The sequence below is a fragment of the Rhizobium sp. S96 genome (genome assembly GCF_030382195.1).
Classification (GTDB): domain Bacteria; phylum Pseudomonadota; class Alphaproteobacteria; order Rhizobiales; family Rhizobiaceae; genus Rhizobium.
The window spans coordinates 1-26,488 of sequence record NZ_JAUDRY010000042.1 but is presented as its reverse complement, the minus strand read 5'-3'; the positions used below and the strand labels follow the sequence as shown (position 1 = coordinate 26,488).

The window sequence follows — 26,488 nt, the reverse complement described above, 5'->3', positions numbered from 1 at the left end:
GGGCGCCGGAGAGGGGAGAGCCGTGAATGTTGTCTGAAAATTCGGCTTGGGGAGCTATTCTGACCGATAGGACTATGGTCTATTCTCGCACCGCAGATCGACCTGACGCGGTGCCGTCGCTTCGACCGCGCTCACTGGCCGCAACGCTCGAAAAACAATGGAGCAGACGATGATCTTCCGACAATTGTTCGACAGCGTTTCAGGTACCTACACCTATCTCATTGCAAGCAGGCAGGGCGGCGAGGCCCTGATCATCGATCCGGTGCTCGAGAAGGTCGATCGATACCTGCAGCTGGTAAGGGAGCTGGACCTGAAGCTGGTCAAGGCTGTCGATACGCACCTGCACGCCGATCACATCACGGGCCTCGGCGCCCTTCGTGACCATACGCATTGCATCACCGTCATGGGCGAGCAGACCAAGGCCGATGTCGTCGCGATGCGCGTTGCCGAGGGCGACCGCGTTTCGATCGAGGGTGTCAGCCTCGATGTGATGTACACGCCGGGCCATACCGACGATTCCTATTCGTACCTGATGGGGAACCGTATCTTCACCGGTGACACACTGTTGATCCGCGGCACAGGACGCACCGACTTCCAGAATGGCGATCCGCGAGCGCAGTACGATTCGATCTTCAACAAGCTTCTGCGACTGCCCGACGAGACGCTGCTTTATCCGGCGCATGACTACAAGGGCGACACCGTTTCGACGATCGGCGAAGAGAAGCGTTTCAATCCGCGCCTGCAGGTGAGATCGATCGACGAGTATGTCGACCTGATGAACAACCTGAACCTGCCCAACCCGAAGATGATGGACGTGGCCGTGCCGGCCAATGTCCATATCGGGCTGCATCAGGATGAAATCGCGCGCAAGGGATGGGCGCTGTCGGCAACGCAGGCGCTCTCCTTGCGCGGTCGCACCGACACGACGATCGTCGATCTGCGCGAGCGGAGCGAACGCGAACGGCACGGCGTCATACCGGGCTCGCTCCATGCGCCTTACCCCGACCTTCAGGAAAACCTCAGCGCCGGCGGAATACTCCACGAGCTTGCAATGGCCACAGGCAAGAGGATCGTCTTCTACTGCGCCTTCGGCGAACGCTCGGCGATGGCCGTACAAGCCGCCCAGGATGCGGGCCTGAAGAGCGCCTGCCACATCGAGGGTGGAATCGATGCTTGGAAGAAGGCAGGCGGTACGATCGAGCAGTGATACGCAGCCGGTCGATCAACAAACGGCGGGGCAGGGGACCTCATATCGGCAGCACTTTAGGGGGCGGCCACTCAACGGCCACGATTCCGCCGGAGGGTTGCCCCGTTGCATCCTGCGCCGACAACATGTCGGTTCCCACACGAGAACACCTCCCGAGATTCCCATGGTTGAAAACCGCATTCGCCGCAAATCCCTGCTCGACAAGATAACCACGCCGCAAGCTGCTGCCGACCTCATCAAGGACGGCATGACCATCGGCATGAGTGGGTTTACCCGCGCCGGCGATGCCAAGGCGGTCCCGATCGCCATGGCCGAAAAGGCCAAGACAGATCCATTTCAGATCACCCTCATCACCGGCGCTTCGCTCGGGCATGACGTGGACCGGATACTGACCGAGGCCGGTGTCCTTGCGCGGCGCCTGCCGTTCCAGGTCGACCGGACGCTGCGTGCCGCGATCAACCGGGGCGAGGTCATGTTCATCGACCAGCACCTTTCCGAGACTGTCGAGCATTTGCGCTCCAACCAGCTGGGTCCGATCGACTACGCTGTGGTCGAAGCCGCGGCGATCACCGAGGATGGCGGCATCGTGCCTTCCACATCGATCGGCAACTCGGCAAGCTTCGCGATCCTGGCAAAGAAGATCATCGTCGAGATCAATCTCAGCCAGCCCCTGGCACTCGAGGGACTTCACGACGTCTACATCCCGACAAAGCGTCCGTCGCGAGTGCCCATCCCGGTCGTTGCCTGCGATAGCAGGGTTGGCTTCCCCTATGTCCCGATCGATCCCGACAAGATCGCCGCTATCGTCGTAACGGACGCCAAGGACAGCTTTTCGACGGTCGAGGCACCGGATGCCGACACACAGGCGATTGCCGATCACCTGATCCACTTCCTCGAAGGAGAAGTGGCGCGCGGGCGCCTTGATCTGACGCTTCAGCCACTCCAGGCGGGCATCGGCACGATCGCCAATTCAGTGCTGACGGGCCTTGCGGCCGGGCCTTTCCATCATTTGCGGATGTACAGCGAAGTGCTGCAGGACAGCACGTTCGATCTCTTCGATGCGGGCAAGCTGGCCTTTGCCTCGGGATCGTCGATCACGCTGTCGGCAACATGTGGCGAGCGGGTCTTCAACCAGTTCGACAAATACAAGGACAAGCTGATCCTGCGGCCACAGGAAATCAGCAACCATCCTGAGGTAATCCGCAGACTTGGCGTCATCGGTATCAACACGGCGCTCGAGGTGGACATCTACGGCAACATCAACTCCACACACGTCAACGGCACGCACATGATGAACGGCATCGGTGGTTCCGGAGACTTTGCCCGCAACGCCTATCTGTCGATCTTCGTCACCAAGTCTCTCGCCAAGGGTGGCCAGATCTCCTCGGTGGTGCCAATGGTGCCGCACGTCGATCACACTGAGCACGACGTCGACGTCATCGTCACCGAAAACGGCCTGGCAGACCTGCGTGAGCTTGCGCCACGGGAGCGGGCCCAGTTGATCATCGGCCATTGCGCTCACCCCGATTACCGCGAGGCATTGCTCGATTATTTCCAGCGCGCAACCGCACGCGGCGGCCACACCCCACACATTCTCGAAGAAGCCTTCTCCTGGCATGCGCGTCAGCAGGTAACGGGCAGCATGCAACCGTAACCTCGAAGACGACCGGCATCCTTTCAAACCCTTCCGCTGGACGATCGCTTAAAGTCCGACCGCCAGCATCAATCGTTACGATGGCCAGCCCGCCAGCCTTATCCGCTACCGGGCTGAAATCGTTTCGCCGTCTAGTTTGCGACGGCGCCCAGCGCATGCAAGATGCCGCGAAGCTCCGCTAAGCCACGCAGGCGACCGATCGCCGGGTATCCCGGCGTAACGGTCTTGTTCAGATCATCGAGCATGCGGTGACCATGATCGGAGCGAAAGACGATCGTCTCACTCGCAGCACGCTTGTTGTCTTCGGCCACCAGCTCCTTGAGCACCGCAACCATGTCGACATCACCTTCCAGATGCGCGCTCTCATGAAAGGAGCGGCCGTCTCCCTCACGCTTGGTGGCGCGCAGGTGAGCGAAGTGAATGCGCGATGCAAAACGGCGCGCGATGGCCGGCAGGTCATTGTCGGCACGAACACCGAGACTGCCCGTGCAGTAGCACATGCCGTTGGCGGGGGAGGAAACAGCGTCGAAGAGAGCCGCATAGTCGTCAGCCGTAGACGCGATCCTGGGAAGGCCGAAAAGGGGACGTGGCGGGTCGTCGGGGTGCAGCGTCAACTTGACTCCGCGTGCCTCCGCTACAGGCGTCACCGCCTCGAGAAATTCGATGAGGTGCTGGCGCAGCCGCGCCGCGCCAATATCCGCATAGGCGGCCAGCTTCTCGCGAAACTCCGGAACAGTCAGCGGTTCCGTCGTTGATCCGGGGAGCGCCGATGTGATGTTGTGAGTGATCTCCGCAACTTCCGCCTCAGTCATCGCGTCGAACACTTCGAGCGCCCGCGCCCTGTCCTGCGCCGAGTATTGGCTCTCTGCGCCCTGGCGCTGGAGAACGAACAGATCAAAAGCTGCGAATTTCTCGTGATCGAACCGCATGGCGGTCGCACCGGTGTCGATCACATAGTCAAGCTCGGTGCGTGTCCAGTCCACGACAGGCATGAAGTTGTAGCAGACGATCGGTATGTTGCAGGCGGCTACCGCTTCGAGGCTTGCAATCCACGCCTCGATCTCCGCCTTGGCTCGCCCGCCGTTGCGCTTGACGGCATCGGGAATTGGAATGCTTTCGACGACGGACCAAGTCAGGTCCGAGCGGCCGGGCGGCGTCGTTTCGATCATCGCCTGGCGCTCGCGTACCTCGGCCTGCGTCCACGCCCGACCGATCGGCACCTGGTGCAGGGACGAAACCACATTCGTGGCACCGGTTTGCCGCACCTCGTCAAGCGTCACCGGCGCCTGCGGACCGAACCATCTCCAACCTTGACGCATTGCACTTCCTCCTTGGGATCTTCTGTATCGTTCCTCGCTGAGATTCAGCGGAAATAATCGGGATATCGCGTACGAAGCTCGGCGACATCAGGGATGACCGCACTTAGATGATGCATCATGGCCTCGCGTGCTGCCACAACGTCGTGGGACGCGATCGCATCGCGGATCCATCCGTGTTCCTGCACGACATTCTCCATGCGACCGAGAACCGGCAGCGACAGTCGTCGAGCGCGATCGATTTGAACCTTCACGGTCTTCAGGATCGTCCAGATACCGGGATAACCCGCGATCGCTGCAATAGCCTCATGGAAAGCCTCGTCCTCCTCATGAAAGCCAGAGGTATCGCCAAGCGCCGCAAGCGATCGTTGGCGGGAAATAATGGCGTCGAGACGATCAATGTCCGACGCGGTGGCAATTTCCGCGGCCTGCTCCACCGTTGTGCCTTCAAGCGCCTTTCGCACGACAACAGCTTCAGGGATTGCCGAGACTGGGACCTGCGACACGACTGTCCCCGACTGCGGATAAATATCGACCAGTCCGCCCTCTGACAGCCGAAGCAGAGCCTCGCGAACCGGCGTTCGGCTTACATTGAACTCCTCGGCAATCCGCTTTTCCTGCAACGGCATCCCGGGCGGCAGACGAAGGGAGAGGATATCCGCATGCAGCCGATCAAAGATGGCATCAGCCGTCGTCACCCGACGAAGCTTCAAGGGCTGGGAAGGCGCGGCACTTACCGCCAAAACATCACTCTTCTGCATAGCTCACGCCGACATCAACTGGCTGAGTATTCTAGTATATCAATTTCCATCAACTGCCAAGCAGCATCCTGAAGAGGATCGCTTCGTACCGTATTTTCAAAACACATTAGGCGGCTACCAATAGCTGCTCGATACCGCCAGTCAGGGCTCCTCGTGACACGGCACCTCGTTGCTACCGGCGAGATGCCTATAACCACCCTGCCGCAAGCTCATTCCCGCTCGACTTCAAAAGCAGCAGGCTCGCCACCCTGACATCCCGCGCAAAGCCGCTGCCACACAACGGCGCCTCCGCTCGAAACGGATCGATGGGCCACGGGTCTCGACCGATTCCGTCAGCGCGGGTCTCGATGCGGCTCAGTCACGATATCACGGTCGTTCCAGTCGGCCGGAAGTGGGTGAGGGCGGGCAACACGGACGTCTTCGATCCGCACATTTGGTGCGTTATGAACGAAAATCGCCGGCAGCCCGTCAGGATAAGCGACTAGGCCGACGATGTTGCCGTCGCTTCCTCTCACCCATGCGTTGCCGCGCCCTTCGGCGCCGCTCGGCGGCGCCAGATCGGCGGGCGTCGGGCGAAGATCGTAGCGCCTGGCTGTGCCGAGAGAGCCTTCATCCATCGCAAGCACGATGTTGCGCAACGTCACACCATCGACACCGCCCGGCTTCTCCGCGTAGATGTTGATAGCGCCGTGGCAGCGCCCCGTGATATTCTCGACCGTCACGCCGCGCACAATGCCGGCGGGCAATTCAGCACGACGATCGAGTTGCGTGATGGAGAGGGGTTCGCCGGAGCCCCAGAAGCCGTCGGGCGTTTCGTGGCAATCGAGATCGATATCTGAGAAGATCACATCCTCGATGTGGCCACCATCGCGAGAAAAGATGCCGAGACCGCGGTTCGAGTTTTCCACCCGGCAGCGCGTAAATCGGACGGAGCGAACATCACCGAAGCTCTCCGTTCCGATCTTGAGCGCGCAACTCTTGCTCTCGACGACACAATCACTGACATCGATGTTGTCACAGCGACCAATACCTTTGCTGCTGCGGCTGGTCTTCAGGCAGATCCCGTCGTCGGCGGTGCGGATGAGTACGTGGCGGATGGTGACGTCTCGACAGCTATCGATTACAATGCCATCGGTGTTGGGAAGTTGCCGGTCGTTGAGGATCTTGACGTCGTTGACGGCGACGCCGTCGCAACGAACGAGGTGAACGGTCCACATTGGCGAGTCTGTGATAGTCACTTCACCGAGGCTGACATTGGCGCAGTCTTCGAGGACAAGAACTCGCGGCCGCTTTTCACTTGGCAGATGCGTCCCCACGCTGTCATCAAAGCCAGTGATGAAGGATTGGCCTGAGCCGACGATGCTGCCTGTACCTGAAATCGAGATGTTGCGAGCGCCGCGCGCGGTTATGTAGGCCCGATCCGATTTTTCCGCGATCACACTGACCGTATTTTCGGTATAAAGCTCGTAGTCAGGGATGAATTCAAGGGTGGCGTTATTCTCGAGATGGAGGGTGACATCGTTGCCGAGACGCAATGGCCCCGAGCGGTGTAGACCGGCGCTCAAGCGCAGCGTCCCGCCGCCTGCGGCCGCTAGGCGATCAAGCGCATCCTGAATATTTGCATCGGCGCCGCCATCAACTTTGATCGAAATTTCCATTGCGTATCCTCCACGTTCGGACGCGACTCATAAAACTCCAATTTTTATTCGTCAACCTAACGAACTAATATGGAGCATTCCGCCAACCCGCGTATTGACACCGTCTGAAAGTCGTATTTAATTCGTCATGGTTACGAACAAAGGACGGGACGGCATTGGGAGGACAGGCCGTTCCGCAACTAAAATCCGTTGTAAATATGAGCAGCGAAGGGGAACCCATGATACAGCTCAAGACAATTGGAATGGCCGCGGCAGCAACCATGTTGATGCTCTCTGGTGCGATGGCTTCCGAACTGAAAATGGTCTGGTACGTCGACGGCGACGAGCAAGAGGCGAACGTACGCGCGCTGCTCGACCAGTACACCAAATCCCATCCCGACACGACCTTCGACCTACAGATCACGCCCTATGACGGCATGATTCAGAAGTTCCAGCAGTTCGCCGCATCTGGCATCATGCCGGATCTGTCGCTGACATCGGCGATGGAACCGGTAATCCGTCCTTTCCTCGCCGATCTCAACAAGGAAATCGGTCCGGATTGGATCAACGACTTCGTCAAGGGCTGGGCCGACGGCGCCAAGCTCGGCGACAAGGTCATTGCAGCTCCGCTGCAGGTCACGTCGACCGGCATTTTCCTCAATGTCGACGCCTTCAAGAAGGCTGGCGTACCGATCCCGGATCAGGCAACCGGATGGACTTGGGAAGAATTCCTGCCCAAGCTCAAGGAAGTGGCGGAGAAATCCGGCACCCGCTACCCGCTGGTCTGGGACGTTTCGGCCAGCCGCTGGATCGTTCATGAATATCAGTACGGCAACCACATCTTCTCCGAAAAGGAGCCGGTCAAGGTTGTGATGGACGAGGCGGCTTGGACGAAGACGCTCGACAAGTTCGTCGATCTGTCCAAGTCGTACATGCCGCCGGGCCTCTGGACCGGGGCAAGCTCCGACAATCCGAAGGAGCTGTTCACGGCGGGCCAGGCTGTCGCCTACATGTCGGGTAGCTGGCAAATTGCCGGCCTAGCCCAAAACGCTGGGTTCGCCTGGCAGGCGGGACCAACGCCGCGCGGCACCGTAGCGTCGTCCATTTATGGCGGTGACTATCTGGTAGCCTTCAACACCAGCCAGCACCTGCCGGAAGCGGTGGAGTTCATCAAGTGGGTCACGTCTCCCGAGATCCAGGCGCAGTACGCCAAGACCTTCGGCATGATCCCGGCCAACCTGAAGACACCGGCGATCGAATACGGCAATCCCGCGGCGACGGAAGCCGTCAAGATCATGCAGAACGAGCTGAACGTCAGCCCCGCCTATGCCGCGACGGACCAGGCATGGCCGCAGATGCAGGCCGTGTGGGGAACCGTGAAAACGGCCGTGACCCAGACTGTCGCCGGACAGATCACATCGGCGGAGGCGATCGCACAGATCAAGAAGGCCGCTGACGACGCAGTCGAGGCGTCGAAGTGACGGATGCGGTGATCCAGAACGAGCAAACGATGCCGGGCAAACGCCCGGCATCCCAGCGGCTCGCGCGTACAGCCGGACGCGCCATCTGGCCCTATCTGCTGATGGTGCCGACGGTTGCCCTGCTGGTCGCGTTCACACTCTACCCGCTCGCGCAAGGTCTGATGATGGCCTTCTTCCGGCGCGGCGTTGTCGTCCTCGATCAGATGCCGAACACCTGGCCGCAATTTGTAGGCCTTCAGAACTTCGCTGGCCTGATCAACGACAACGAGTTCCGCATCTCGCTCATCAAGACCGTCGCTTTCGTTGTCGTGGCGGTGCCGCTCAACATCGCCGCTTCGCTGGCACTTGCTCTCCTGCTATCGCCACAGACGAAATTCTTTGCGTTCGTGCGGACGATCGTCTTCTTTCCTTCGATGATCAGCCTGTTGATCATCGGCGTTGCGTGGCGCTGGCTGTTCGGGCTCAACAACGGCCTAGTCAACTATCTTCTGTCGCTGGTTCACATCGCTCCCGTCCCTTGGCTCGAGCAGGACACGATGGCACAGATCGCCGTGGTAATCGCCTGGACCTGGGCACAGGCTGGTTTCAACATGATGATCTTCATCGCGGGATTGACGGCGATATCGCCGGACTATTACGAGGCCGCCTCGATTGATCGCACGACCAAATGGCGTCAGTTCACTCATATTACGTTGCCGTTGCTCAAGCCGACGATGGCCGTCGTCCTGGTTCTTTCCTCGATCGAGGCCTTCAAGGTCTACGAGCTCGTCGTGTCGCTCACCGGTGGCGGGCCCGGCAAAGCAACGGTCTACCTCATCCAGACAATCTATGACACGGCCTTCCAGAAGCCGATGCAGGCGGGGGTCGCCGCGGCCCAGTCGATGGTGCTCTTCGTCATCCTGCTGGCTCTGACAGTCTTCCAGCTGCGCGTATCGAGAGGTGACAAATGAACCGCGTCTACACACCCTGGCGGCTGATATTCGTTGCCCTGACGCTCTTCGTCTTTCTTATGCCGCCGGTCTGGCTGTTCCTCTCGTCGCTGAAGTCGCAGCAGGAGATCTTTCAGTGGCCGCCGACCATTCTGCCCGCGCGGCCAACGCTGCAGAACTTCGTCGATACGGTATCGAGAGCGAAGTTCCTGCTGTTCTTCCAGAACTCGGCGATCGTTTCGGTCTTGTCTGCCATGCTATCGGTGACGATCAGCGTCATGGCCGGTTATGCGCTCGCGAAATTCCGCTTCAAGGGCGATACCCTGGTCTTCCTGCTCATCATGTCGTCGCTGATGGTGCCGTTGCAGATCGTCATGATCCCCGTCTTCCTCGTTCTTCGCGATCTCGGGCTGCTGGATACCCTCGCGGGTTTGATCATCGCGCCGGCGGCCACCCCCACGGGCGTATTCCTGATGCGTCAGTACATCACCAACATTCCGGACAGCCTGCTTGAAGCCGCGAGGATCGACGGCACCCCGGAATGGCGCATCCTTCTGCGCATCATCGTGCCACTGGCATTGCCCGCGATCGGTACCTTGCTGGCGTTTAATCTCGTCTGGCGCTGGAATGATTATCTCTGGCCTTTCCTGATCATTACCGATCAAAGCAAATGGACGGTCCAACTGGCTCTCGCCAACAGCGTCGGCAAGTACGGCATCAACTGGCCACGCCTGCTGTCCATGTCCGTTCTCTCCGTGCTGCCGGTTCTGATCATGTTCACGGCCTTGCAGCGCATGCTGATGAGCGGGCTGATGGCAGGCGCCACCAAGGAATAGCAAAAGCCCCCACCACAAGACGAAAGCCGCCGGTTACCCCTGCGGCTTTTTATTGTTCTGATCAGTGCGTCGCCTGACAAAAAGACCGCCCGAAGGCGGTCTCAGTTGAGAAAGCTATCGCTTGGTCGCCAGAACCCTATCGCGGTAGGCGAGCGCTGCCGCGGCCGGCATGCTGCTCCAGCCCTGGAGAAGCGAACCGCGTCCCCAAGGTGGAGAGAAATATTCAACGGCGCCCATCCAGCCCTGCTCAAGGCAGGTTTCCCACCAGCGCAGCAACGGATACTCGAAGCCGTCGAGACCATAGGCGAGACGCTGCTCGGCATAGAGACCGGTCAGATAGGGCCAGTCCGAACCGTTGTGATAGCGATAGGCGAAATAGGACTTTTCGCGCGTGTCCTTCGGCCTCTTGAAAGGCGGAAAGGCGCACAGGACACCCCAGTCACCATAGGGCTGGGTCTTGTTGTTGCGGCTTTCGAGTATCTCCTGAACCTTGCCAAGCACAATCTTCGCGCGTTCAGGCGAAACGGCACCAAAGCGCAGCAGCGTCAGGCCGTCCAGCGTCAGGTGATCCTCAACGAAATCGTCCTTCGTGCCGTAGTCTGCGTAGGTGCCGCTCGGCTGCAGCAACGCCGCATCCAGTGAGGCACGGGCCCGCTTTGCGACGGCCGCCGCGCGCGCGGATACCGCTGCATCAATCGCAGCGCCATGTTCAGCGATGACGTCGAGCGCTCCGACCCAGAGGCCAAGGTCATAGGCGACATAGCCATGACGATAGACGTTGTCCGCCCAGTCGCGATCATGGCGAGGCTTCACAGGCAGGCCGTTGCCGGCAGCATCAAGACCAAGGTAGCGATCGAAGATCGCAACGATCTTGTCCCAATGCTGCGAGAGTGGCTGGGCGTCGCCTGTCGCCTTGATGTAGTCGCCAATCGTCAGGATGAAGAACAACGGGCTATCGAAGTGATCGCTCCACCAGTCGCCGGGACGCAGGTGCTCTTCCTTGATCCTCTCGTGCGACCGACGCACCTTTTCCCACTCTTCAGCCTGAGCAGGCCCCGTCAGGATCACGCCGCTTGGTGCCTCGCCATCCGGCTGGATACCACGCGCGAGCAACTCGATTTGGCCACGCACGGCGTCGGGCTCCCGCTCCAGAAGCGCCTGCAGCGTCCAATAGCCGTCGCGATAGTATGTGCGCGCCGGGGCGCTGTAAGCTTGTCCGGCCGCAAGCCCGGCAAACTCACCATGCTCGTCGCGGCGAATGCTGGAAAAGGCGGCATGCAGGCTTTGTGAAATCATGCTGCGCATCAATGGCTGCGCGTCCGGCATGGCGTCGCAGCGCTCGACGTAGAGGCGCGCCTCGTCGACGATTGCCGTTGGGTCGATCAGCAGCCCCGTCCGAGCCTCTTCCTCGGTGGCACCAGCGGCAACAAGAACTCCGCCTGCCCGCTGCTCGGCGATGACGACGCCCCAGGCGGTGCGCGCGGTACGTTGGTCGCCGTGGCGCTCGATCGGCTGGCGCGGCATCAGGCTGCCCCACCAAGCGCAGCGCCGGGAAGGCGTCAGCGATTTTAGTCGTGCGCCTTTCAGAAACAGTGACGGCACCGATTGAGCCACGAAGAGGCCACCATCATTGCTGGTTTCGACGCGGTTCGGAGCATAGGTAAACGGCCCCCTCCAACCAGAAAAAGAAAGCGTTGCGAGTTTCCCGGCGCCCCACAGCGACAGGTCAAGCTTGCCTTCCGGCCGGCAGTCACCTTGTAGCCGTGGCGCCATGAAAGGTAGCAGCACGGCTTGATCGGCACGAAGCTGGCCATCGGCAAGCGGCGTCAGAATGGTCTTTGTTGTCGGCGATGGCGTCATTGAGCGGCCTCCTGTTGCCCATCATCTGGAAGATCGGCGATATCCGTCAGCCCCAGCATCACGGCGCCAAGCATGCCGGCATCGGGACCCAGGCTGGTCGCCTCGATCGACGCCTCGAATGGCAGCAGAGCCACGATATGCCGTCTGACGGCCTCTACGAATATGCCTTGAGAGCCGATCCCGCCGCCGAGGACGGTCAGCGCCGGATCGAACATCGCCTGCACAGAAGCAATGCCGAGCGATGCTGATTTCGCCAGTGTCTCGATCACCGCCTTCGCTTCCGGTTCGCCCGATGTCGCTCGCGCAAAAATATCGCTGACCATCACCGCACCGTCACCATAGAGCGCGCGGATCGCGGGAGAATCGACAAGATCCTCAAACAACCCAGCGCGTGCCGTCGGCGCGGTCCGATGAGGCTCGGCGCCGAGCGGAAGCAGGCCAAGTTCGCCAGCTCTGCCATGTTGGCCGCGAACGAGCTTCCCGCCGACGATCAATCCCATGCCGACACCGGTTCCGAAGGCAACAAACGCCAGCGATCCCTGATCCCGACCCTTACCCAGTGTCGCCTCTGCGAAAGCGGCGAGATTGACGTCATTCTCGACGATCACGTTACACGGAAGTTTTTCCGCCAGGAGATCGGCAAGCGGGCGGTCTACCGGGATAGCAAGATTGGGTGAAAGCGATGCGAGGCCGGTCGCGGGGGAGACCGCACTCGGAATGCCGACGACCACCTTCCGCAACCTGCCACCGCCACCATGCTCGCCGAGCAGAGACGTCACCATGCGTGCGATCTGCTCAAGGACCGGAGCACCTGCACCGTGTTCGGTTCGCTCCTCGAGCCTGCCCAGGACATCGCCGCTCAAGTTGGCAATCCCGGCGAGGACCTTTGTGCCTCCGAGATCAACACCGACGACAAGGTCAGAGTGTCTGGTCCTCAAGGCGGCACCGGTTGCCGAAGAAGGTTCCCGGAAGCTCGACGCAATGGTTGAGATATTTGACAAATGCAGACCTCTGCGGTATTTGTTCGGCAGGTTGACGAATTTATTATTGCCGCGTCCGCAAGCTGTCAACAAGCAGTTTGAATTCGGGCGCCTTTCATGGAAAAAGCAGAGGCATCAATTTGCCAACACAACATCGATCCGGCGGGAAAGCTCACATATGGCCATAACCGAAAACGCGCCGCCCGTGCTCCGTCAGATTTCGGTTCGCGCGGTCATGGACGTGCTCCTGCATGCAGGGCCGACATCGCGCGCTGAACTTTCGAAAATCACCGGTCTATCCAAGCAAACGATGTCGGAGGTTATCCGCACGCTCGAGGAGAGTGGCTGGGTCCGAGAGAAAGGCGTGACCAGCGGACGTATAGGCCGCACCGCGATCACCTACGAAGTAAACGGCAATGCCGCCTATGCCGTTGGTATCGATATCGGAGCAACGACGACACGGATCGCACTGGTCAACATTGCGGGCGGCATTGTCGGCGAAACCGAATATCCTTCAGACCGTCGAGGGGGCTACCATCTGATCGATCAGGTCGAGGCGATGGTGCTGAAGATCCTGGTTGATACCGGTGTCGCATCCGATCTCGTGCTGGTCGCAGCCATCGCAACGCCGGGCGTCGTCGATCCCACGACAGGCCTGCTTTCCATGGCCCCCAATCTGACCGATATCGAGGGCATAGACCTGGGGCGTGTGCTGAGCGAGCGGCTGGGCTGTCCGACTGTACTGGAGAACGATGTCAATGCAGCCGTGATCGGGGAATCATGGCAGGGCTGCGCCGTAGCGATCGACACCGTCGCGTTTGTCTCGCTCGGCACCGGTATCGGTCTTGGCGTTTTGCTCGACGGAAAGCTGCTGCGCGGCGCAAGCGGTGCGGCCGGCGAAATCTCTTACATGCCGTTTGGCACCGATCCCTACGCGGAAAGCAGTCTGGAGCGGGGCGCGCTCGAATGCGCGATCGCCGCGCAGGGGATCAGCGATCTCCATGCGAGGTCCGGCGGCGCAGCAGGATTGTCCGTGCGCGATATTCTCACCCTCGGCGAAGCAAATGATCCGGTCGCAACGCGGGTGATTGGTCAGGTCGCCGACACAGCGGCGCTGCTTGTGGTCTCCGTCAATGCGATCGTAAACCCGCACACGGTGGTTCTGGGTGGCAGCATCGGCAGCCACCCATTGATCGTCGAGGCGGTCCATCTCGGCATCGCCAAAGCCAGCCGGCGTGCGATCGATGTGAAGGCGAGCATTCTCGGCAACCGCGCGACCCTGGTCGGCGCGCTGGCGATCGGTCTGAACCATGTGCACAATCTGCTATTCTCTCCGCAGATCCTGCCAGAGCAACGGCGCCTCCCGCCGCCGCCGCTCTGATGGGTCAGCGGCGCGGTCCTTTCGACAAGCGCCGTTCGCGATACAGGATGAACAGCCCCGAAGCGACGACGATACCGGCACCGACAAAGGTGTGGATCGTCGGCACATCGCCGAAAATCAGGAACCCGAGCAGAATAACCGCCAGGAACTGGGCATATTGAAGCGGCGCCAGAAATGATGCCGGCGCATAGCGATGTGCCCGAATCATGAGGAAATGGCTGATCGCTCCGAAGGCACCGGTCGCAATCAGCGTGCACCAGGCATAACCGCTCGGCGGCCAGACCCAGATGAAGGGAAGGACTGGAAGCAGAACCGCAGCTGGGAAGGCCGCCATGATCAGCAGCATGCTTCCGGGATTTTCGGTCGCCGCCAAGCGGCGAGTCAGGATGTTGTAGCTTGCACCGACCATGACCGAGATAAGAGAGATGCCGAACGCCCAGTGAAAACCAGTCATCCCCGGACGGGTGACGACCAGAACGCCGGCAAATCCGATGAAGATCGCAAACCATCTGTAGCGACCGACCTGTTCACCCAGAAAGGCGATCGATAAGATCGTCACGAAGATCGGAGTCGTGAACTGTATAGAGAGCGTCTGGGCGATCTGGAGATACCCAAGAGCCAGGAAGTTCAGCCCTGTGCAGAAAATCTGTACGCCGGCGCGTGCCAGCTGCAACTTCGGCGCGCGCGTCTGCCAGGCCTGCGGAGTCCACCATGGATTGAACACCACGGCAACCAGAATGAAATGCACGGCAAACCGGAACCACACGACTTCGAGCGTCGGCACCTCGCGGCCCGATAATTTGGCTGCGGAATCCAGAAACGCAAACAGCGAGACAGCAAGCAGCATGAAGACCACAGCCTTTCGGCGGTTCTCTTCAGGGGCACTGGGAAGCGGATCAAGCCGACGCCCAGTCGCGCCGCGTGAAAAGGCCTTCGCGGGCGCCACCTCTAAGGCGGGCGCGGCTCGGCCAGGATGAACAGTCATGGGAGGATCCTGTTTTACGGGATGAGGAGGAACAGGAGAGAACTAACAGATAATTTTACGTTCGTCATCTTGACGAACTAATTATCTACCCGCAAACTGAACTCAAATTCGAGGCAAGCGCGGGCCTGGTTTGACCGTCGCAGAAAGTCATGCTTTTCAGGCAGCAGACGAGAATTGAAGGATATGTTTATGGCTGGTCTCAACTTGAACGGCGTCACGAAGAGCTTCGGCCATCATTCGATTCTGCATGGTATCGATCTCGACGTGAAGGAAGGCGAGTTCGTCGTGCTCGTCGGTCCGTCGGGTTGCGGAAAGTCCACCTTGCTGCGCCTGATCGCAGGGTTGGAGAGTGCCACCTCGGGGCAAATCACGATCGGCGACAATGATGTGACCACAGCGCCTCCAGGCGATCGCGGCATCGCGATGGTATTCCAATCCTATGCGCTTTATCCGCATATGACCGTCGCCAAGAACCTTTCCTTCGGCCTCGAGAACCTGAAAATGAGCCGCGCCGACATCGATCGACGGGTCGAGGAGGCAGCGCGGATGCTGTCGATCGAACCACTCCTGCAGCGTCGGCCGAAGCAGCTATCCGGCGGCCAGCGTCAACGCGTTGCCATCGGCCGCGCGATTGTCCGCGATCCGTCGCTGTTTCTGTTTGATGAGCCGCTCTCCAACCTCGATGCAGCGCTCAGAGTACAGACACGTGGCGAGATCAGCCGGCTTCACAAGCGCCTCGGTGCGACGATGGTCTATGTCACGCACGATCAGATCGAGGCGATGACGATGGCCGATCGCATCGTGGTGCTCAATGCCGGGAGGGTAGAGCAGGTGGGCACCCCGCTCGAACTGTTCGAGACGCCGGCAAACAAGTTCGTGGCGGGCTTCATTGGGTCGCCGCAGATGAATTTCTTCGACGGAACCCTGACCAGCGCTGATTCGGGAACCGTCACCGTCGATGTCCCGGGCTTCGGCCTCGTGAGCCTTCCAGTCGAGGCCGGCTCATCAGTACCGGGACACCCGATCGTTCTCGGCATCCGGCCAAACCATTTCTCGCTGACCAAGCCGGACAACAGCGCCGCAACGGTCCGCTTCCATGTCGATTATGCTGAAAGCGTCGGAACAGAGACCTATGTCTACGGCAAGGTTGTCGGCAACGACATCTCCGTGGTGCTGCACCTTCCTGACCACGTCGCCATCGCCGACGGCTCCGAATTGCAGCTGTCGGTCGATCCTTCCCGATGCCATGTTTTCGATCGTGAAAGCGGTGTCTCCTTCGTCGGGCGCCGTAAAGCCTAGGTGGCGGATTGGTAGGCGGACTTGGCGAGATAGCGCAGGTTTGCATCACGAAAACGGCAAGGAGGTTGGCATTCTCCTCGCCCACGCCGTGCATTGCGGGTCCCAGGCGCGGCCATTAAGGCACGTTTATCAATCGCCGCGCGTTTCCACATGGAATTCCTATGCGTGTCGCACCACTTGAATCGAGTGGGAGGACTTGCGTATGTCCTTGGATAAACCTTTTGGTCCGCCGACCAGTAGCGTAGCCGAAAAATTTGCTACCACGCGCGAGATGGACCTCTCAGACGCGCCATCCGTGATCCAGTACCTTGCTTCCGTGATAATGGCGGCAATGGCCACCGCAATCGCTGCCGGCTTCGACCGCTATCAGGCCATCCCCAACCTATCACTCATCTATGTTCTGCCTGTCATCGTCAGTAGCGTGGCATTCGGCCTCGGCCCGGCATTGTTTTCCGCGTTTCTCGGCGCCCTCGTATATAACTTCTTCTTCACCGAGCCCCGCTTTTCTCTCGCTGTCGCGGACACCGCTAACATTTGGGCTATTGCGTTACTCTTCATCGTCGGCTGCGTCACCAGTACCATCGTCGCCGCGAAACGACACGACAAGGGGGAGCTTGATCGGTTCCATCGCCAGCAGGAAAAGCTCGGGACCTATGCGCAACAAATGCTCGATGCGACCACCGCTGAGGAAGCAAGAGCACTTACGCTTTCCACCTTGATGTCGCTCTTCCAAGCTCCAGCAGTCGTGTTGTCGGTTGGGCACGGCGACGATCTGGCGATCAAGAGCGAGACAACCCTCGTTCCAGCGGAAGTCGACGCGGCAAGAGAAGCCTGCGCGTCTCAGACTTGCGTAGAAGCAGGCGTATATCCATTTGATCAATCGCGGTTCGATTTCTGGCCGGTCCGTACGAGGTCCGAGCGGAAGACAATTCTTGGCGTTGCATTCGACCCTGATCGTCGGCCCGCCCATACTGACGCTGCCATGTCGATGATTGCCTTGATGCTTGGCGCCACGATTGACCGGCACCAGATATAGCCGAAGCCAGATGGCTCGGCCTTTATAAGATTTTTATATCTTCGCCATCCGCTCCTACTCGAACGGCTATGCGCTTCGGCCGCATATTAACGTCCGAGAGATCCGAAGATCATCTCCAAGTCAGAACGCATCGAAGCGCCGTTCACGGATGGCGCCGCAGTCTTGTCTGACCATAAGAACAACAGGAGTCAGGACCGATGATGGACGTAGTTCTACTCATCACAGCAATCGTATTTTTCGCTCTGTGCTTTGCCTACACCAAAGCCTGCGACCGGCTTTAACCGGAGGAAGCGCCATGACCGTCGATTATATTCTCAGTGGTGCCGTCACCGTATTTCTTACGGTTTACCTCACCTATGCTCTCATCCGCCCCGAGCGCTTCTAGCGCCGCCGCTCCAAACGCGACTGCGCGGCACGCAGAACCAATCGGGTATTGAAAGTTACCTCCCATGACCCTTAACGGATGGCTTCAGATCCTGCTCTTTTGCGGGATCATCATCGTGCTTGTGAAACCGCTCGGCGGTTACATGACACGCGTCTTCAGCGGCGAACGCACGCTTCTCTCACCGGTCCTCGCTCCGGTCGAACGTGGACTTTATGCCATTGCAGGAACCGGCGAACGCGCGGAACAGCACTGGACGTCCTACGCGTTCTCAATGTTGCTGTTCAATCTGCTCGGCGTGCTCGTTCTATACGCCTTGATGCGCCTGCAGGCAGTCTTGCCCTACAACCCGGCCGGCATGGCTGCCGTCGGGCCTGAACTGTCTTTCAACACCGCCGTCAGCTTCGTGACCAACACGAACTGGCAGAACTACGGCGGCGAAAGCACGATGTCCTACCTCACGCAGATGGCAGGGCTCACGGTTCAGAATTTCGTCTCGGCCGCGACCGGCATCGCCATTGCTCTTGGCCTGATACGCGCGTTCTCGCGCGCTTCCGGCAAGGCGATCGGCAATTTCTGGGTCGATATGACCCGCGCCACGCTATACGTCCTCCTGCCGCTCTGCATCGTGCTGACGCTGGTCTATGTCTATCTTGGTGTCCCGCAGACGCTGGGCCCGTATGTCGATGCGACCACTCTCGAGGGTGCCAAGCAGACGATTGCGGTTGGCCCTGTCGCCTCTCAGCTCGCCATCAAGATGCTCGGCACCAACGGCGGCGGCTTCTTCAACGCCAACTCCGCACATCCTTTCGAGAACCCGGACAATATCTCGAACATGATCCAGATGGTTTCGATCTTCGCGATCGGTGCGGCCCTGACCAATGTCTTCGGACGCATGGTCGGAAACCAGCGCCAGGGCTGGGCCATCCTCGGCACCATGGGCATCCTCTTTGTCGCCGGTGTGGCTGTGACCTATTGGGCTGAGGCGGCCGGAAACCCGCTGATGCACCAGCTCGGCCTTTCGGGCGGCAACATGGAAGGCAAGGAAGTCCGCTTCGGCGTGGCCATGTCCTCGCTCTTCGCCGTCATCACCACTGCGGCGTCCTGCGGTGCGGTCAATGCCATGCATGGCAGCTTCACGGCGCTGGGTGGCCTCATTCCGCTCATCAACATGCAGCTCGGCGAAGTCATCGTCGGCGGTGTCGGCGCAGGTTTCTACGGCATCCTGCTGTTCGTGATCATCGCGATCTTCGTTGCAGGCCTGATGGTCGGTCGCACGCCCGAATATCTCGGCAAGAAGATTGAAGCCAAGGAGATGAAGATGGCGGTGCTTGCCATTCTTTGCCTGCCACTGGCCATGCTCGTCTTCACCGCGATCTCGAGCGTCCTGCCGTCCGCTGTTGCCTCGATCGGCACCGCTGGCCCGCACGGCTTCTCGGAGATCCTCTATGCCTATACGTCTGCCGCTGCGAACAACGGCTCCGCCTTCGGTGGCCTGACCGGCAACACGCCCTGGTACAACATCACACTTGGCATCGGCATGCTGATGGGCCGCTTCCTTGTCATCGTCCCGGCGCTCGCAATCGCAGGGTCGCTCGTGGCCAAGAAGACCGTTCCCGCGTCCGCCGGCACGTTCCCGACCGATGGTCCGCTTTTCGTGGGACTTCTTACGGGCACGATCCTGATCGTCGGCGGCCTGACCTTCTTCCCGGCCCTCGCGCTCGGCCCTGTCATCGAGCACCTCGTCATGATCGCCGGCCAGACCTTCTGAGGTGGAGCATGATCCTTCGACACAGGCTTCGCAAATCCTTCAACCCACGTCCCGGTTCGCCGGGACGTGAAAGCCAGCGCATGACCCGCGGCTCCGACATCATCCTCGTGATGCTCGCCAGCCTTCTCGTTCTCGTCGCTGTCTTTCGGATCTTACACGGCTGATCGCGCGGCGATCGCCTTACTCTTTTCAAGCTGGAGTCTCTTATGAGCCAGGCACAATCAGCGAGCATCATGGATTCTCGCATTCTCATTCCCGCCGTTGGCGCGGCGTTCAAGAAGCTCAATCCTCGCACGCTTGCCAAGAACCCGGTCATGTTTGTCGTGGCCACCGTCTCGGCATTGACCACAGTCCTATTCGTCCGCGATCTCGTCACCGGTGGCGGCAATCTCGGCTTCTCCTTCCAGATCAACCTCTGGCTCTGGTTCACGGTGCTTTTCGCAAATTTCGCCGAAGCCGTCGCGGAGGGGCGCGGCAAGGCGCAAGCGGATTCACTGCGAAAGGCCCGCACCGAAACGCAGGCAAAGCTGCTAACGGCCAACAGCGGCAGCAGCTACCGTCTCGTCCCGGGCACCAGCCTGAAGGTCGGCGATCTGGTCCTTGTCGAGGCAGGAGATATCATTCCGTCTGATGGTGAGGTCGTCGAGGGCGTTGCCTCGGTCAACGAAGCCGCGATCACGGGTGAATCCGCGCCTGTCATCCGGGAGTCGGGCGGCGACCGCTCTGCCGTCACCGGCGGCACGCAGGTCCTGTCCGATTGGATCCGCGTCCGCATCAGCGCCGCAGCGGGTCACACCTTCCTCGACCGGATGATTTCGCTGGTCGAAGGCGCCGAACGGCAAAAGACACCGAACGAGATCGCCCTCAATATTCTGCTGGCCGGCATGACGCTGATCTTCGTTCTGGCTACCGCCACAATCCCGAGCTTCGCGAGCTATGCCGGCGGCTCCATCCCGATCATCATTCTCGTTGCTCTCTTCGTGACGCTCATTCCCACGACCATTGGCGCGCTTCTTTCGGCCATCGGCATTGCAGGCATGGACCGCCTCGTGCGCTTCAACGTGCTCGCCATGTCCGGCCGCGCGGTCGAGGCAGCTGGCGATGTTGATACGCTGCTTCTCGACAAGACCGGCACGATTACGCTCGGCAACCGCCAGGCAACCTCCTTCCGCCCGGTTCGCGGCGTCAGCGAACAGGAGCTGGCGGACGCAGCTCAGCTCGCGTCTCTGGCGGACGAGACACCGGAAGGCCGCTCGATCGTCGTTCTCGCCAAGGAGAAATATGCGATCCGTGGCCGCGATATGGGAAGCCTGCACGCTGCGTTCGTTCCGTTCACCGCCCAGACCCGCATGAGCGGCGTCGATGTCGAAGGCTCGTCCATTCGGAAGGGAGCCGTCGATGCCGTGCTTGCCTACGTCGGAGCGGCCTCCGCGCCGGCATCGGGCAACACAGCTGTCGCAATCCGGACCAACAGCGAAACCGTGCGCGAGCTGCAGGCGATTGCCGATGAAATCGCCAAGGCTGGCGGAACTCCGCTGGCGGTCGCCCGTGATGGCAAGCTGCTCGGCATCATCCAGCTCAAGGATATCGTCAAGGGCGGCATTCGCGAGCGCTTTGCCGAGCTGCGCCGCATGGGCATCCGCACGGTCATGATCACCGGGGACAACCCGATGACCGCTGCCGCAATCGCCGCGGAAGCCGGCGTTGACGACTTCCTCGCGCAGGCGACACCCGAAAACAAGCTGTCCCTGATCCGCGAGGAACAGGCCAAGGGCAAGCTCGTTGCCATGTGCGGCGACGGCACGAACGACGCCCCGGCGCTCGCCCAGGCCGATGTCGGCGTGGCCATGAACACCGGTACAGTCGCAGCCCGCGAAGCCGGCAACATGGTCGACCTCGACTCCGATCCAACAAAGCTCATCGAGATCGTCGAGATCGGCAAGCAGCTCCTGATGACGCGCGGCGCGCTGACGACCTTCTCGATCGCCAACGACATCGCCAAATATTTCGCCATCATCCCGGCGATGTTCCTTGCCTTCTACCCGCAACTGGGTGTCCTGAACATCATGGGGCTTGCCACGCCGCAGAGCGCCATCCTGTCGGCCATCATCTTCAACGCGCTGATCATCGTGGCGCTGATCCCGCTGTCGCTGAAGGGCGTGAAATACCGGGCGATCGGTGCCGGCGCGCTGCTGTCCCGCAATCTGCTCGTCTACGGTGTCGGCGGCATCATCGTCCCGTTCATCGGCATCAAGGCCATCGACGTGGTCATTACGGCCATCGGCCTCGCCTAAGGAGTTGATATCATGTTGAAAGAACTACGTCCCGCAATCGTGATGATCGTTGCCACCACTGCTATCACCGGCCTCCTCTATCCACTGGCGATGACCGGCGCGGCGCAGGCACTCTTCCCGTCGCAGGCCAATGGCAGCTTGATCGAAAAGGAGGGCAAGGTCATTGGCTCAACGCTGATTGGCCAGGCATTTGCGAGCGACAAGTATTTTCACGGCCGCCCCTCGGCGGCAGGCGATGGATACAACGCCACCTCTTCATCCGGCTCCAACCTCGGCCCGACAAGCCAGAAGCTGCTTGATCGCGTCAAGGCCGACTACGAGGCAGCCAAGGCTACGAACCCGAATGCCGAGGTTCCGATTGATCTCGTGACCGCGTCCGGCAGCGGCCTGGATCCGCACATTTCGCCCGAGGCTGCCTACTTCCAGGTACCACGCGTTGCCAAGGCGCGCGGCGTGGATGAAACCAAGCTGAAGGCGATTGTTGACGCCGCCATCGAAAGTCCCGAACTCGGATTTCTCGGTGAAAGCACGGTCAATGTTCTGGCATTGAACCAATCGCTTGATACTTCTATGTCTGAGTAAGGTGGAAAGCCCCGGTCGCTTGGATGTGGCCGGGGCTTCCTCGTCAGGGAAAGATGAAAATCATGCCGGAAGACAGCCGCGACAAGGTTGGCAGGCCCTCACCAGACGCACTGCTTGAGAAGGCGCGACAGGAGACTCGCGGCCGGCTGAAGATATTCCTCGGAGCCGCCCCCGGCGTGGGCAAGACCTATGAGATGCTCGAGTCGGGCCGCGCCAAGCTGTCCGACGGGATCGATGTCGTGATCGGGGTCGTCGAGACCCATGGCCGCAAGGAAACCCAGGCACTCGTCAGCGGCTTCGAAGTCGTCCCCCGCATCAAGGTCGACTACAAGGGCCATCCGCTCGAGGAAATGGATATCGATGCAATCCTTGCCCGTCGGCCAGACCTCGTGCTCGTTGATGAGCTTGCCCATACGAACGCAAAGGGCAGCCGCCATCCGAAGCGCTATCTCGATGTCATGGAACTGCTGGACCGTGGCATCGACGTCTATTCGACGCTGAATGTCCAGCATGTCGAAAGCCTTAACGATGTCGTCTCGCAGATCACGCGCATCCGCGTGCGCGAAACTGTGCCGGATTCGATCATCGACATGGCTGATGACGTCGAGATCATCGACCTCACGCCCGATGATCTGATCAAGCGCCTGCATGACGGCAAGGTCTATGTTCCGAAGACAGCCGAATGGGCTCTGACCAATTACTTCACGCCTGGAAACCTGACCGCACTGCGTGAGCTCGCCTTGCGCAAGACCGCACAACGGGTCGACGACCAGCTCCTGAACCACATGCAGGCACACGCCATCGCCGGCCCCTGGGCTGCAGGCGAGAGGGTCCTTGTATCGATCGATCAACATGCTCGTTCAGCTTCGCTTGTGCGCTACGCATCCCGCATGGCTTCGCGCCTCCGGGCCCCATGGGCCGCCGTCTATATCGAGACCAACCGCTCGATCAGCCTGACGGAATCGGACCGCGACACGATTGCCGCGACGCTGCGGTTGGCTGAACAACTCGGCGGGGAGGCGATCACCATCCCCGGACGAGAAGTCTCCGAAGAGCTTGTACGGCACGCCGCTGCCAACAACGTCACGCATATCGTGATCGGCGCTCCGAGCAAGCCGACTTGGCGTGATTGGCTTCATCGTTCGATTGCCGACGATCTCATCAGGAGGTCAGGCAACATCAGCGTGCATGTGATTTCCGGCAGCGAGCGGGAAGGGGCCGCTGCACGCGGTGTAAAGGCCGCGCCATCCGCCCCCGCATTCGACATCTATGCCTATCTCGCTGCGACGGTCTATGTAGCGATCGCGCTCGTGGTCGGCGTGGTGCTCGACCAGGTTCTGGATGTTCGCAACCTAGCCCTTGTCTTCCTGATGGCGGTCCTGACATCAGCGGTCATCCACGGGCTTCGCCCGGCACTTTACACCTGCATTCTCAGTGCGCTGTCCTTCAATTTCTTCTTTCTGCCGCCCCGGTATACCCTGACAATCAGCGATCCGGAGAGCGTGCTGGCGCTGTTCTTTTTCCTCGGCGTCGCCGTCATCGCCAGCAATTTGACCGCAACGGTCCAGCGGCAGGCCGCCGCTGCCAGACAACGCGCAAGGACGACGGAAGATCTCTATGTCTTCTCGAAAAAGCTCGCCGGCACCGGGACACTGGATGATGTGCTCTGGGCGACCGCCTTCCAGTTGGCGTCGATGCTCAAGGTTCGCGTCGTCCTGCTGCTTCCGGAAGACGGGACCATTGCCGTTAAAGCCGGCTATCCACCTGACGACACGCTCGACGACGCGGACATTGCCGCCGCGCGCTGGGCTTGGGAGCACAACCATGCCGCCGGTCGCGGTGCCGATACGCTGCCGGGCGCGAAACGCCTCTACGTGCCGTTGCGGACCGGTCGAGCGGCCGTCGGCGTCATCGGGCTCGACAATGACCGCCGCGACGGGCCCTTGCTGACGCCTGAGCAGCAGCGGCTTCTGGATGCGTTGGCCGACCAGGCGGCGCTGGCGATCGAACGCATCCAGCTTGTGGCCGATGTCGACCGCGCCAAACTTGCTGCCGAAGCCGACCGCCTGCGCTCTGCTCTTTTGACCTCGATCTCGCACGACCTGAAGACGCCGCTGGCGGCTATTCTCGGCGCGGCGGGCACCTTGCGCGACTATCGTGATTCCATGCCGCAAGAGGACCAGCTGGACCTCCTGTCGACCATTGTCGACGAGTCCGAGCGCCTCAACCGCTTCATTGCCAACCTGCTGGATATGACGAAGATCGAATCTGGAGCGATGGACCTCAACCACGCATTGCACTATGCCGGCGACATCGCAGGGAGCGCATTGCGGCGTGCCGCAAAGATTCTTGCACACCACAAGACGGTCATCACGATTCCCGAGAACCTGCCGATGGTTCGCGTCGATCCCGTATTGCTGGAGCAGGTGTTCTTCAACCTGCTGGACAACGCCGCGAAATACGCCCCGCAAGGCTCCTCGATCCGTATCGAGGGGAGGGCCGACGCCTACAGTGTCGCAATAAAGGTTTCAGACGAGGGGCCCGGCATTCCGCCGGCGGATCTCGAACGAGTCTTCGACACATTCTATCGCGTGCGCAAGGGCGACCAGGTCCGTGCGGGAACGGGTCTCGGCCTGTCCATCTGCAGAGGTTTCGTCGAGGCGATGGGCGGCACGATCACGGCTGGAAATCGCTCCGACCGATCGGGCGCGGTGTTCACGATACGCCTTCCAAGGCCAAATGAAATTCCAAAACTGGATGAGCTCAAATGACCGGTTCAGCCGTGAAAATCCTCGTCGTCGACGACGAACCTCCCATCCGCAAGCTCCTTCGCGTCGGCCTTACCGCGCAGGGCTATGAGGTGCAGGAGGCATCAAATGCCGCGACCGCCCTTCAGGCCGTGAAAGACGAACTGCCTGACCTGATCGTGCTCGATCTGGGCCTGCCGGATAAATCCGGCCATGAAGTGCTGCAGGAATGGAGAGACGCGGGGCTCACCTTGCCGATCGTCATCCTTTCCGGCCGTACCGATGAGACCGGCATCGTCAACGCGCTCGAAGCAGGGGCCGACGATTATCTGACAAAACCGTTTGGCATGAACGAGCTTGGCGCCCGGCTGCGGGTCGCGCTGCGCCACCGCTTGCAGCAGCAGGGCGAGCGGGCGATTTTCCAGACCGGTGGGCTCTCGATCGACCTCGTGAAACGCATCGTCAAGATCGACGGGCGGGAGATCAAGCTCTCTCCGAAGGAATATGACATTCTGCGAGTGATGGCCCAGCATGCCGGAAAGGTGCTCACGCACCAGTTCCTTCTGAAGCAGATATGGGGACCGGCAGCCGATGTGCAGTATCTTAGGGTCTATGTCCGGCAGCTTCGACAGAAAATCGAAACCACTCCCGATCAGCCTCAATACATCCTCACCGAGACCGGTGTCGGTTACCGGCTGACCGAACCCACCTGACATCCGCAATGAATGGAGCCATACATGCTCTTGAGCGACTGCTTGCCGCTAGAGAACGTCGTCGTCAATCTTTCTGCCTCATCCAAGCGGGAGCTGATCGGCAAGCTGACCGACGTTGCCGCCCGCAAGACGGGGGCTGACGCAGCCGCGATATTGAAGGCCATCACGACCAGGGAAGAACTGGGCTCAACCGGCGTGGGCAACGGCGTGGCCATGCCGCACGCGGCAGTCGCAGGCCTCGATGCATCCTTCTGCATGTTCGTCCGCCTTCCGAAGCCCGTCGAGTTCGAAGCCGTCGATGACGTGCCGGTGGATCTCGTCGTGCTGGTCCTCACACCACCCATCAGCCAGGGACAAAATCTAAACGTCCTATCGTGTGCCGCCAGGAGGCTCCGCGACGACAGCGTGTTGTCTGCAGTTCGAGCGGCCCGAAGCGCCGAGGAAGTTTTTCTGGTCCTCACGAATGAGCAGGTTAGTTAGCCCCAAACGGGCTGAGTTCAATTGTTCCATAACACAGGTTACGCAATCCGCATCTGTAGCCGGGTACATTCTATTTCCAAGTGCGACATGCCAATGATTTCAACGGCTTCACTTTGGAGATTTTGGCATGTCCCGATGCTATACGCAGCTTGCTCTC

22 protein-coding genes are annotated in these 26,488 nt (G+C 60.3%); 16 read left to right on the top strand and 6 right to left on the bottom strand.

What is annotated here, in order from left to right:
* Positions 1–169 precede the first annotated feature (169 nt).
* Both QTL94_RS26400 and scpC read left to right on the top strand, forming a co-directional pair.
* The gene (locus tag QTL94_RS26400; protein ID WP_289803591.1) at positions 170–1,207 is read left to right on the top strand and encodes an MBL fold metallo-hydrolase; all 1,038 of its coding nucleotides are present in this window, start codon (positions 170–172) and stop codon (positions 1,205–1,207) included.
* Positions 1,208–1,370: 163 nt separating this feature from the next.
* Entirely contained in the window at positions 1,371–2,861 is a 1,491-nt protein-coding gene (scpC, locus tag QTL94_RS26395; protein ID WP_289803590.1) for a succinyl-CoA:acetate CoA-transferase ScpC, read from the top strand.
* Positions 2,862–2,992: 131 nt separating this feature from the next.
* Here the strand turns inward: scpC and uxuA are convergent, their stop codons facing one another.
* The 3 genes from uxuA to pglB form a co-directional block, all read right to left on the bottom strand.
* Positions 2,993–4,180 carry a mannonate dehydratase gene (uxuA, locus tag QTL94_RS26390; protein ID WP_289803589.1) on the bottom strand — a complete coding sequence of 396 codons (1,188 nt, stop codon included), beginning with the start codon at positions 4,178–4,180 and terminating at the stop codon, positions 2,993–2,995.
* A 44-nt stretch (positions 4,181–4,224) separates the two neighbouring features.
* Positions 4,225–4,938 carry a GntR family transcriptional regulator gene (locus QTL94_RS26385; protein WP_289803588.1) on the bottom strand — a complete coding sequence of 238 codons (714 nt, stop codon included), beginning with the start codon at positions 4,936–4,938 and terminating at the stop codon, positions 4,225–4,227.
* A 332-nt stretch (positions 4,939–5,270) separates the two neighbouring features.
* Positions 5,271–6,596, bottom strand: a complete 1,326-nt coding sequence (gene pglB, locus QTL94_RS26380; protein WP_289803587.1) for a polygalacturonase PglB — start codon at positions 6,594–6,596, stop codon at positions 5,271–5,273.
* A 218-nt stretch (positions 6,597–6,814) separates the two neighbouring features.
* On the opposite strand from pglB, the gene QTL94_RS26375 reads away from it, so the two are divergent.
* The 3 genes from QTL94_RS26375 to QTL94_RS26365 are packed head-to-tail and all read left to right on the top strand — an operon-like array spanning position 6,815 to position 9,821.
* Positions 6,815–8,056: an ABC transporter substrate-binding protein gene (locus tag QTL94_RS26375; protein ID WP_289803586.1), complete on the top strand. Its 1,242-nt coding sequence runs from the start codon at positions 6,815–6,817 to the stop codon at positions 8,054–8,056.
* The gene (locus tag QTL94_RS26370; RefSeq protein ID WP_289803585.1) at positions 8,053–9,006 is read left to right on the top strand and encodes a carbohydrate ABC transporter permease; all 954 of its coding nucleotides are present in this window, start codon (positions 8,053–8,055) and stop codon (positions 9,004–9,006) included. Before QTL94_RS26375 ends, QTL94_RS26370 begins: the two co-directional genes overlap by 4 nt.
* Positions 9,003–9,821, top strand: coding sequence for a carbohydrate ABC transporter permease (locus QTL94_RS26365; protein WP_289803584.1), 819 nt, complete (start codon positions 9,003–9,005; stop codon positions 9,819–9,821). Before QTL94_RS26370 ends, QTL94_RS26365 begins: the two co-directional genes overlap by 4 nt.
* 114 nt (positions 9,822–9,935) lie before the next feature.
* Here QTL94_RS26365 and QTL94_RS26360 read toward each other — a convergent pair whose 3' ends face one another.
* The gene (locus tag QTL94_RS26360) at positions 9,936–11,681 is read right to left on the bottom strand and encodes a GH116 family glycosyl hydrolase (RefSeq protein WP_289803583.1); all 1,746 of its coding nucleotides are present in this window, start codon (positions 11,679–11,681) and stop codon (positions 9,936–9,938) included.
* Positions 11,678–12,619 carry an ROK family protein gene (locus tag QTL94_RS26355; RefSeq protein ID WP_289803882.1) on the bottom strand — a complete coding sequence of 314 codons (942 nt, stop codon included), beginning with the start codon at positions 12,617–12,619 and terminating at the stop codon, positions 11,678–11,680. Before QTL94_RS26355 ends, QTL94_RS26360 begins: the two co-directional genes overlap by 4 nt.
* A 220-nt stretch (positions 12,620–12,839) precedes the next feature.
* On the opposite strand from QTL94_RS26355, the gene QTL94_RS26350 reads away from it, so the two are divergent.
* Complete coding sequence (locus tag QTL94_RS26350; protein WP_289803582.1) at positions 12,840–14,042, top strand: ROK family transcriptional regulator; 1,203 nt, start codon at positions 12,840–12,842, stop codon at positions 14,040–14,042.
* Between the two features lie 4 nt (positions 14,043–14,046).
* Here QTL94_RS26350 and QTL94_RS26345 read toward each other — a convergent pair whose 3' ends face one another.
* On the bottom strand, positions 14,047–15,027 hold the full coding sequence (locus tag QTL94_RS26345) for a DMT family transporter (RefSeq protein ID WP_289803581.1): 981 nt from the start codon (positions 15,025–15,027) through the stop codon (positions 14,047–14,049).
* Positions 15,028–15,216: 189 nt separating this feature from the next.
* On the opposite strand from QTL94_RS26345, the gene QTL94_RS26340 reads away from it, so the two are divergent.
* The 10 genes from QTL94_RS26340 (at position 15,217) to QTL94_RS26295 (ending at position 26,331) form a co-directional block, all read left to right on the top strand.
* The gene (locus tag QTL94_RS26340; protein ID WP_289803580.1) at positions 15,217–16,326 is read left to right on the top strand and encodes an ABC transporter ATP-binding protein; all 1,110 of its coding nucleotides are present in this window, start codon (positions 15,217–15,219) and stop codon (positions 16,324–16,326) included.
* A 202-nt stretch (positions 16,327–16,528) separates the two neighbouring features.
* Complete coding sequence (locus QTL94_RS26335; RefSeq protein ID WP_289803881.1) at positions 16,529–17,362, top strand: DUF4118 domain-containing protein; 834 nt, start codon at positions 16,529–16,531, stop codon at positions 17,360–17,362.
* Between the two features lie 295 nt (positions 17,363–17,657).
* A complete protein-coding gene (locus tag QTL94_RS26330; protein ID WP_065693356.1) occupies positions 17,658–17,747 on the top strand; it encodes a K(+)-transporting ATPase subunit F in 90 nt (29 codons plus the stop codon).
* A gap of 64 nt (positions 17,748–17,811) precedes the next feature.
* Entirely contained in the window at positions 17,812–19,515 is a 1,704-nt protein-coding gene (gene kdpA / locus QTL94_RS26325; protein ID WP_289803579.1) for a potassium-transporting ATPase subunit KdpA, read from the top strand.
* 8 nt (positions 19,516–19,523) lie between these two features.
* Positions 19,524–19,679, top strand: a complete 156-nt coding sequence (locus QTL94_RS26320) for a hypothetical protein (RefSeq protein ID WP_289803578.1) — start codon at positions 19,524–19,526, stop codon at positions 19,677–19,679.
* Between the two features lie 42 nt (positions 19,680–19,721).
* Complete coding sequence (gene kdpB / locus QTL94_RS26315; protein ID WP_289803577.1) at positions 19,722–21,809, top strand: potassium-transporting ATPase subunit KdpB; 2,088 nt, start codon at positions 19,722–19,724, stop codon at positions 21,807–21,809.
* Between the two features lie 12 nt (positions 21,810–21,821).
* On the top strand, positions 21,822–22,391 hold the full coding sequence (kdpC, locus tag QTL94_RS26310) for a potassium-transporting ATPase subunit KdpC (protein ID WP_289803576.1): 570 nt from the start codon (positions 21,822–21,824) through the stop codon (positions 22,389–22,391).
* Between the two features lie 62 nt (positions 22,392–22,453).
* On the top strand, positions 22,454–25,162 hold the full coding sequence (locus QTL94_RS26305) for a DUF4118 domain-containing protein (RefSeq protein WP_289803575.1): 2,709 nt from the start codon (positions 22,454–22,456) through the stop codon (positions 25,160–25,162).
* Positions 25,159–25,851, top strand: a complete 693-nt coding sequence (locus QTL94_RS26300; protein ID WP_289803574.1) for a response regulator transcription factor — start codon at positions 25,159–25,161, stop codon at positions 25,849–25,851. The genes QTL94_RS26305 and QTL94_RS26300 overlap by 4 nt, the downstream gene beginning before the upstream one ends.
* A 24-nt stretch (positions 25,852–25,875) precedes the next feature.
* Entirely contained in the window at positions 25,876–26,331 is a 456-nt protein-coding gene (locus QTL94_RS26295) for a PTS sugar transporter subunit IIA (RefSeq protein WP_289803573.1), read from the top strand.
* Positions 26,332–26,488: the final 157 nt, after the last annotated feature.

Bases quoted from the DNA above. Each gene is read 5' to 3' on its own strand.
- QTL94_RS26360 (WP_289803583.1), bottom strand. From the start codon at position 11,681: ATGACGCCATCGCCGACAACAAAGACCATTCTGACGCCGCTTGCCGAT.
- kdpB (WP_289803577.1), top strand. From the start codon at position 19,722: ATGAGCCAGGCACAATCAGCGAGCATCATGGATTCTCGCATTCTCATT.
- QTL94_RS26385 (WP_289803588.1), bottom strand. From the start codon at position 4,938: ATGCAGAAGAGTGATGTTTTGGCGGTAAGTGCCGCGCCTTCCCAGCCC.
- QTL94_RS26300 (WP_289803574.1), top strand. From the start codon at position 25,159: ATGACCGGTTCAGCCGTGAAAATCCTCGTCGTCGACGACGAACCTCCC.
- QTL94_RS26365 (WP_289803584.1), top strand. From the start codon at position 9,003: ATGAACCGCGTCTACACACCCTGGCGGCTGATATTCGTTGCCCTGACG.
- QTL94_RS26375 (WP_289803586.1), top strand. From the start codon at position 6,815: ATGATACAGCTCAAGACAATTGGAATGGCCGCGGCAGCAACCATGTTG.
- QTL94_RS26295 (WP_289803573.1), top strand. From the start codon at position 25,876: ATGCTCTTGAGCGACTGCTTGCCGCTAGAGAACGTCGTCGTCAATCTT.
- QTL94_RS26320 (WP_289803578.1), top strand. From the start codon at position 19,524: ATGATCCTTCGACACAGGCTTCGCAAATCCTTCAACCCACGTCCCGGT.
- QTL94_RS26345 (WP_289803581.1), bottom strand. From the start codon at position 15,027: ATGACTGTTCATCCTGGCCGAGCCGCGCCCGCCTTAGAGGTGGCGCCC.
- kdpA (WP_289803579.1), top strand. From the start codon at position 17,812: ATGACCCTTAACGGATGGCTTCAGATCCTGCTCTTTTGCGGGATCATC.
- QTL94_RS26400 (WP_289803591.1), top strand. From the start codon at position 170: ATGATCTTCCGACAATTGTTCGACAGCGTTTCAGGTACCTACACCTAT.
- kdpC (WP_289803576.1), top strand. From the start codon at position 21,822: ATGTTGAAAGAACTACGTCCCGCAATCGTGATGATCGTTGCCACCACT.
- QTL94_RS26330 (WP_065693356.1), top strand. From the start codon at position 17,658: ATGACCGTCGATTATATTCTCAGTGGTGCCGTCACCGTATTTCTTACG.
- pglB (WP_289803587.1), bottom strand. From the start codon at position 6,596: ATGGAAATTTCGATCAAAGTTGATGGCGGCGCCGATGCAAATATTCAG.
- uxuA (WP_289803589.1), bottom strand. From the start codon at position 4,180: ATGCGTCAAGGTTGGAGATGGTTCGGTCCGCAGGCGCCGGTGACGCTT.
- QTL94_RS26350 (WP_289803582.1), top strand. From the start codon at position 12,840: ATGGCCATAACCGAAAACGCGCCGCCCGTGCTCCGTCAGATTTCGGTT.
- QTL94_RS26340 (WP_289803580.1), top strand. From the start codon at position 15,217: ATGGCTGGTCTCAACTTGAACGGCGTCACGAAGAGCTTCGGCCATCAT.
- scpC (WP_289803590.1), top strand. From the start codon at position 1,371: ATGGTTGAAAACCGCATTCGCCGCAAATCCCTGCTCGACAAGATAACC.
- QTL94_RS26305 (WP_289803575.1), top strand. From the start codon at position 22,454: ATGCCGGAAGACAGCCGCGACAAGGTTGGCAGGCCCTCACCAGACGCA.
- QTL94_RS26335 (WP_289803881.1), top strand. From the start codon at position 16,529: ATGTCCTTGGATAAACCTTTTGGTCCGCCGACCAGTAGCGTAGCCGAA.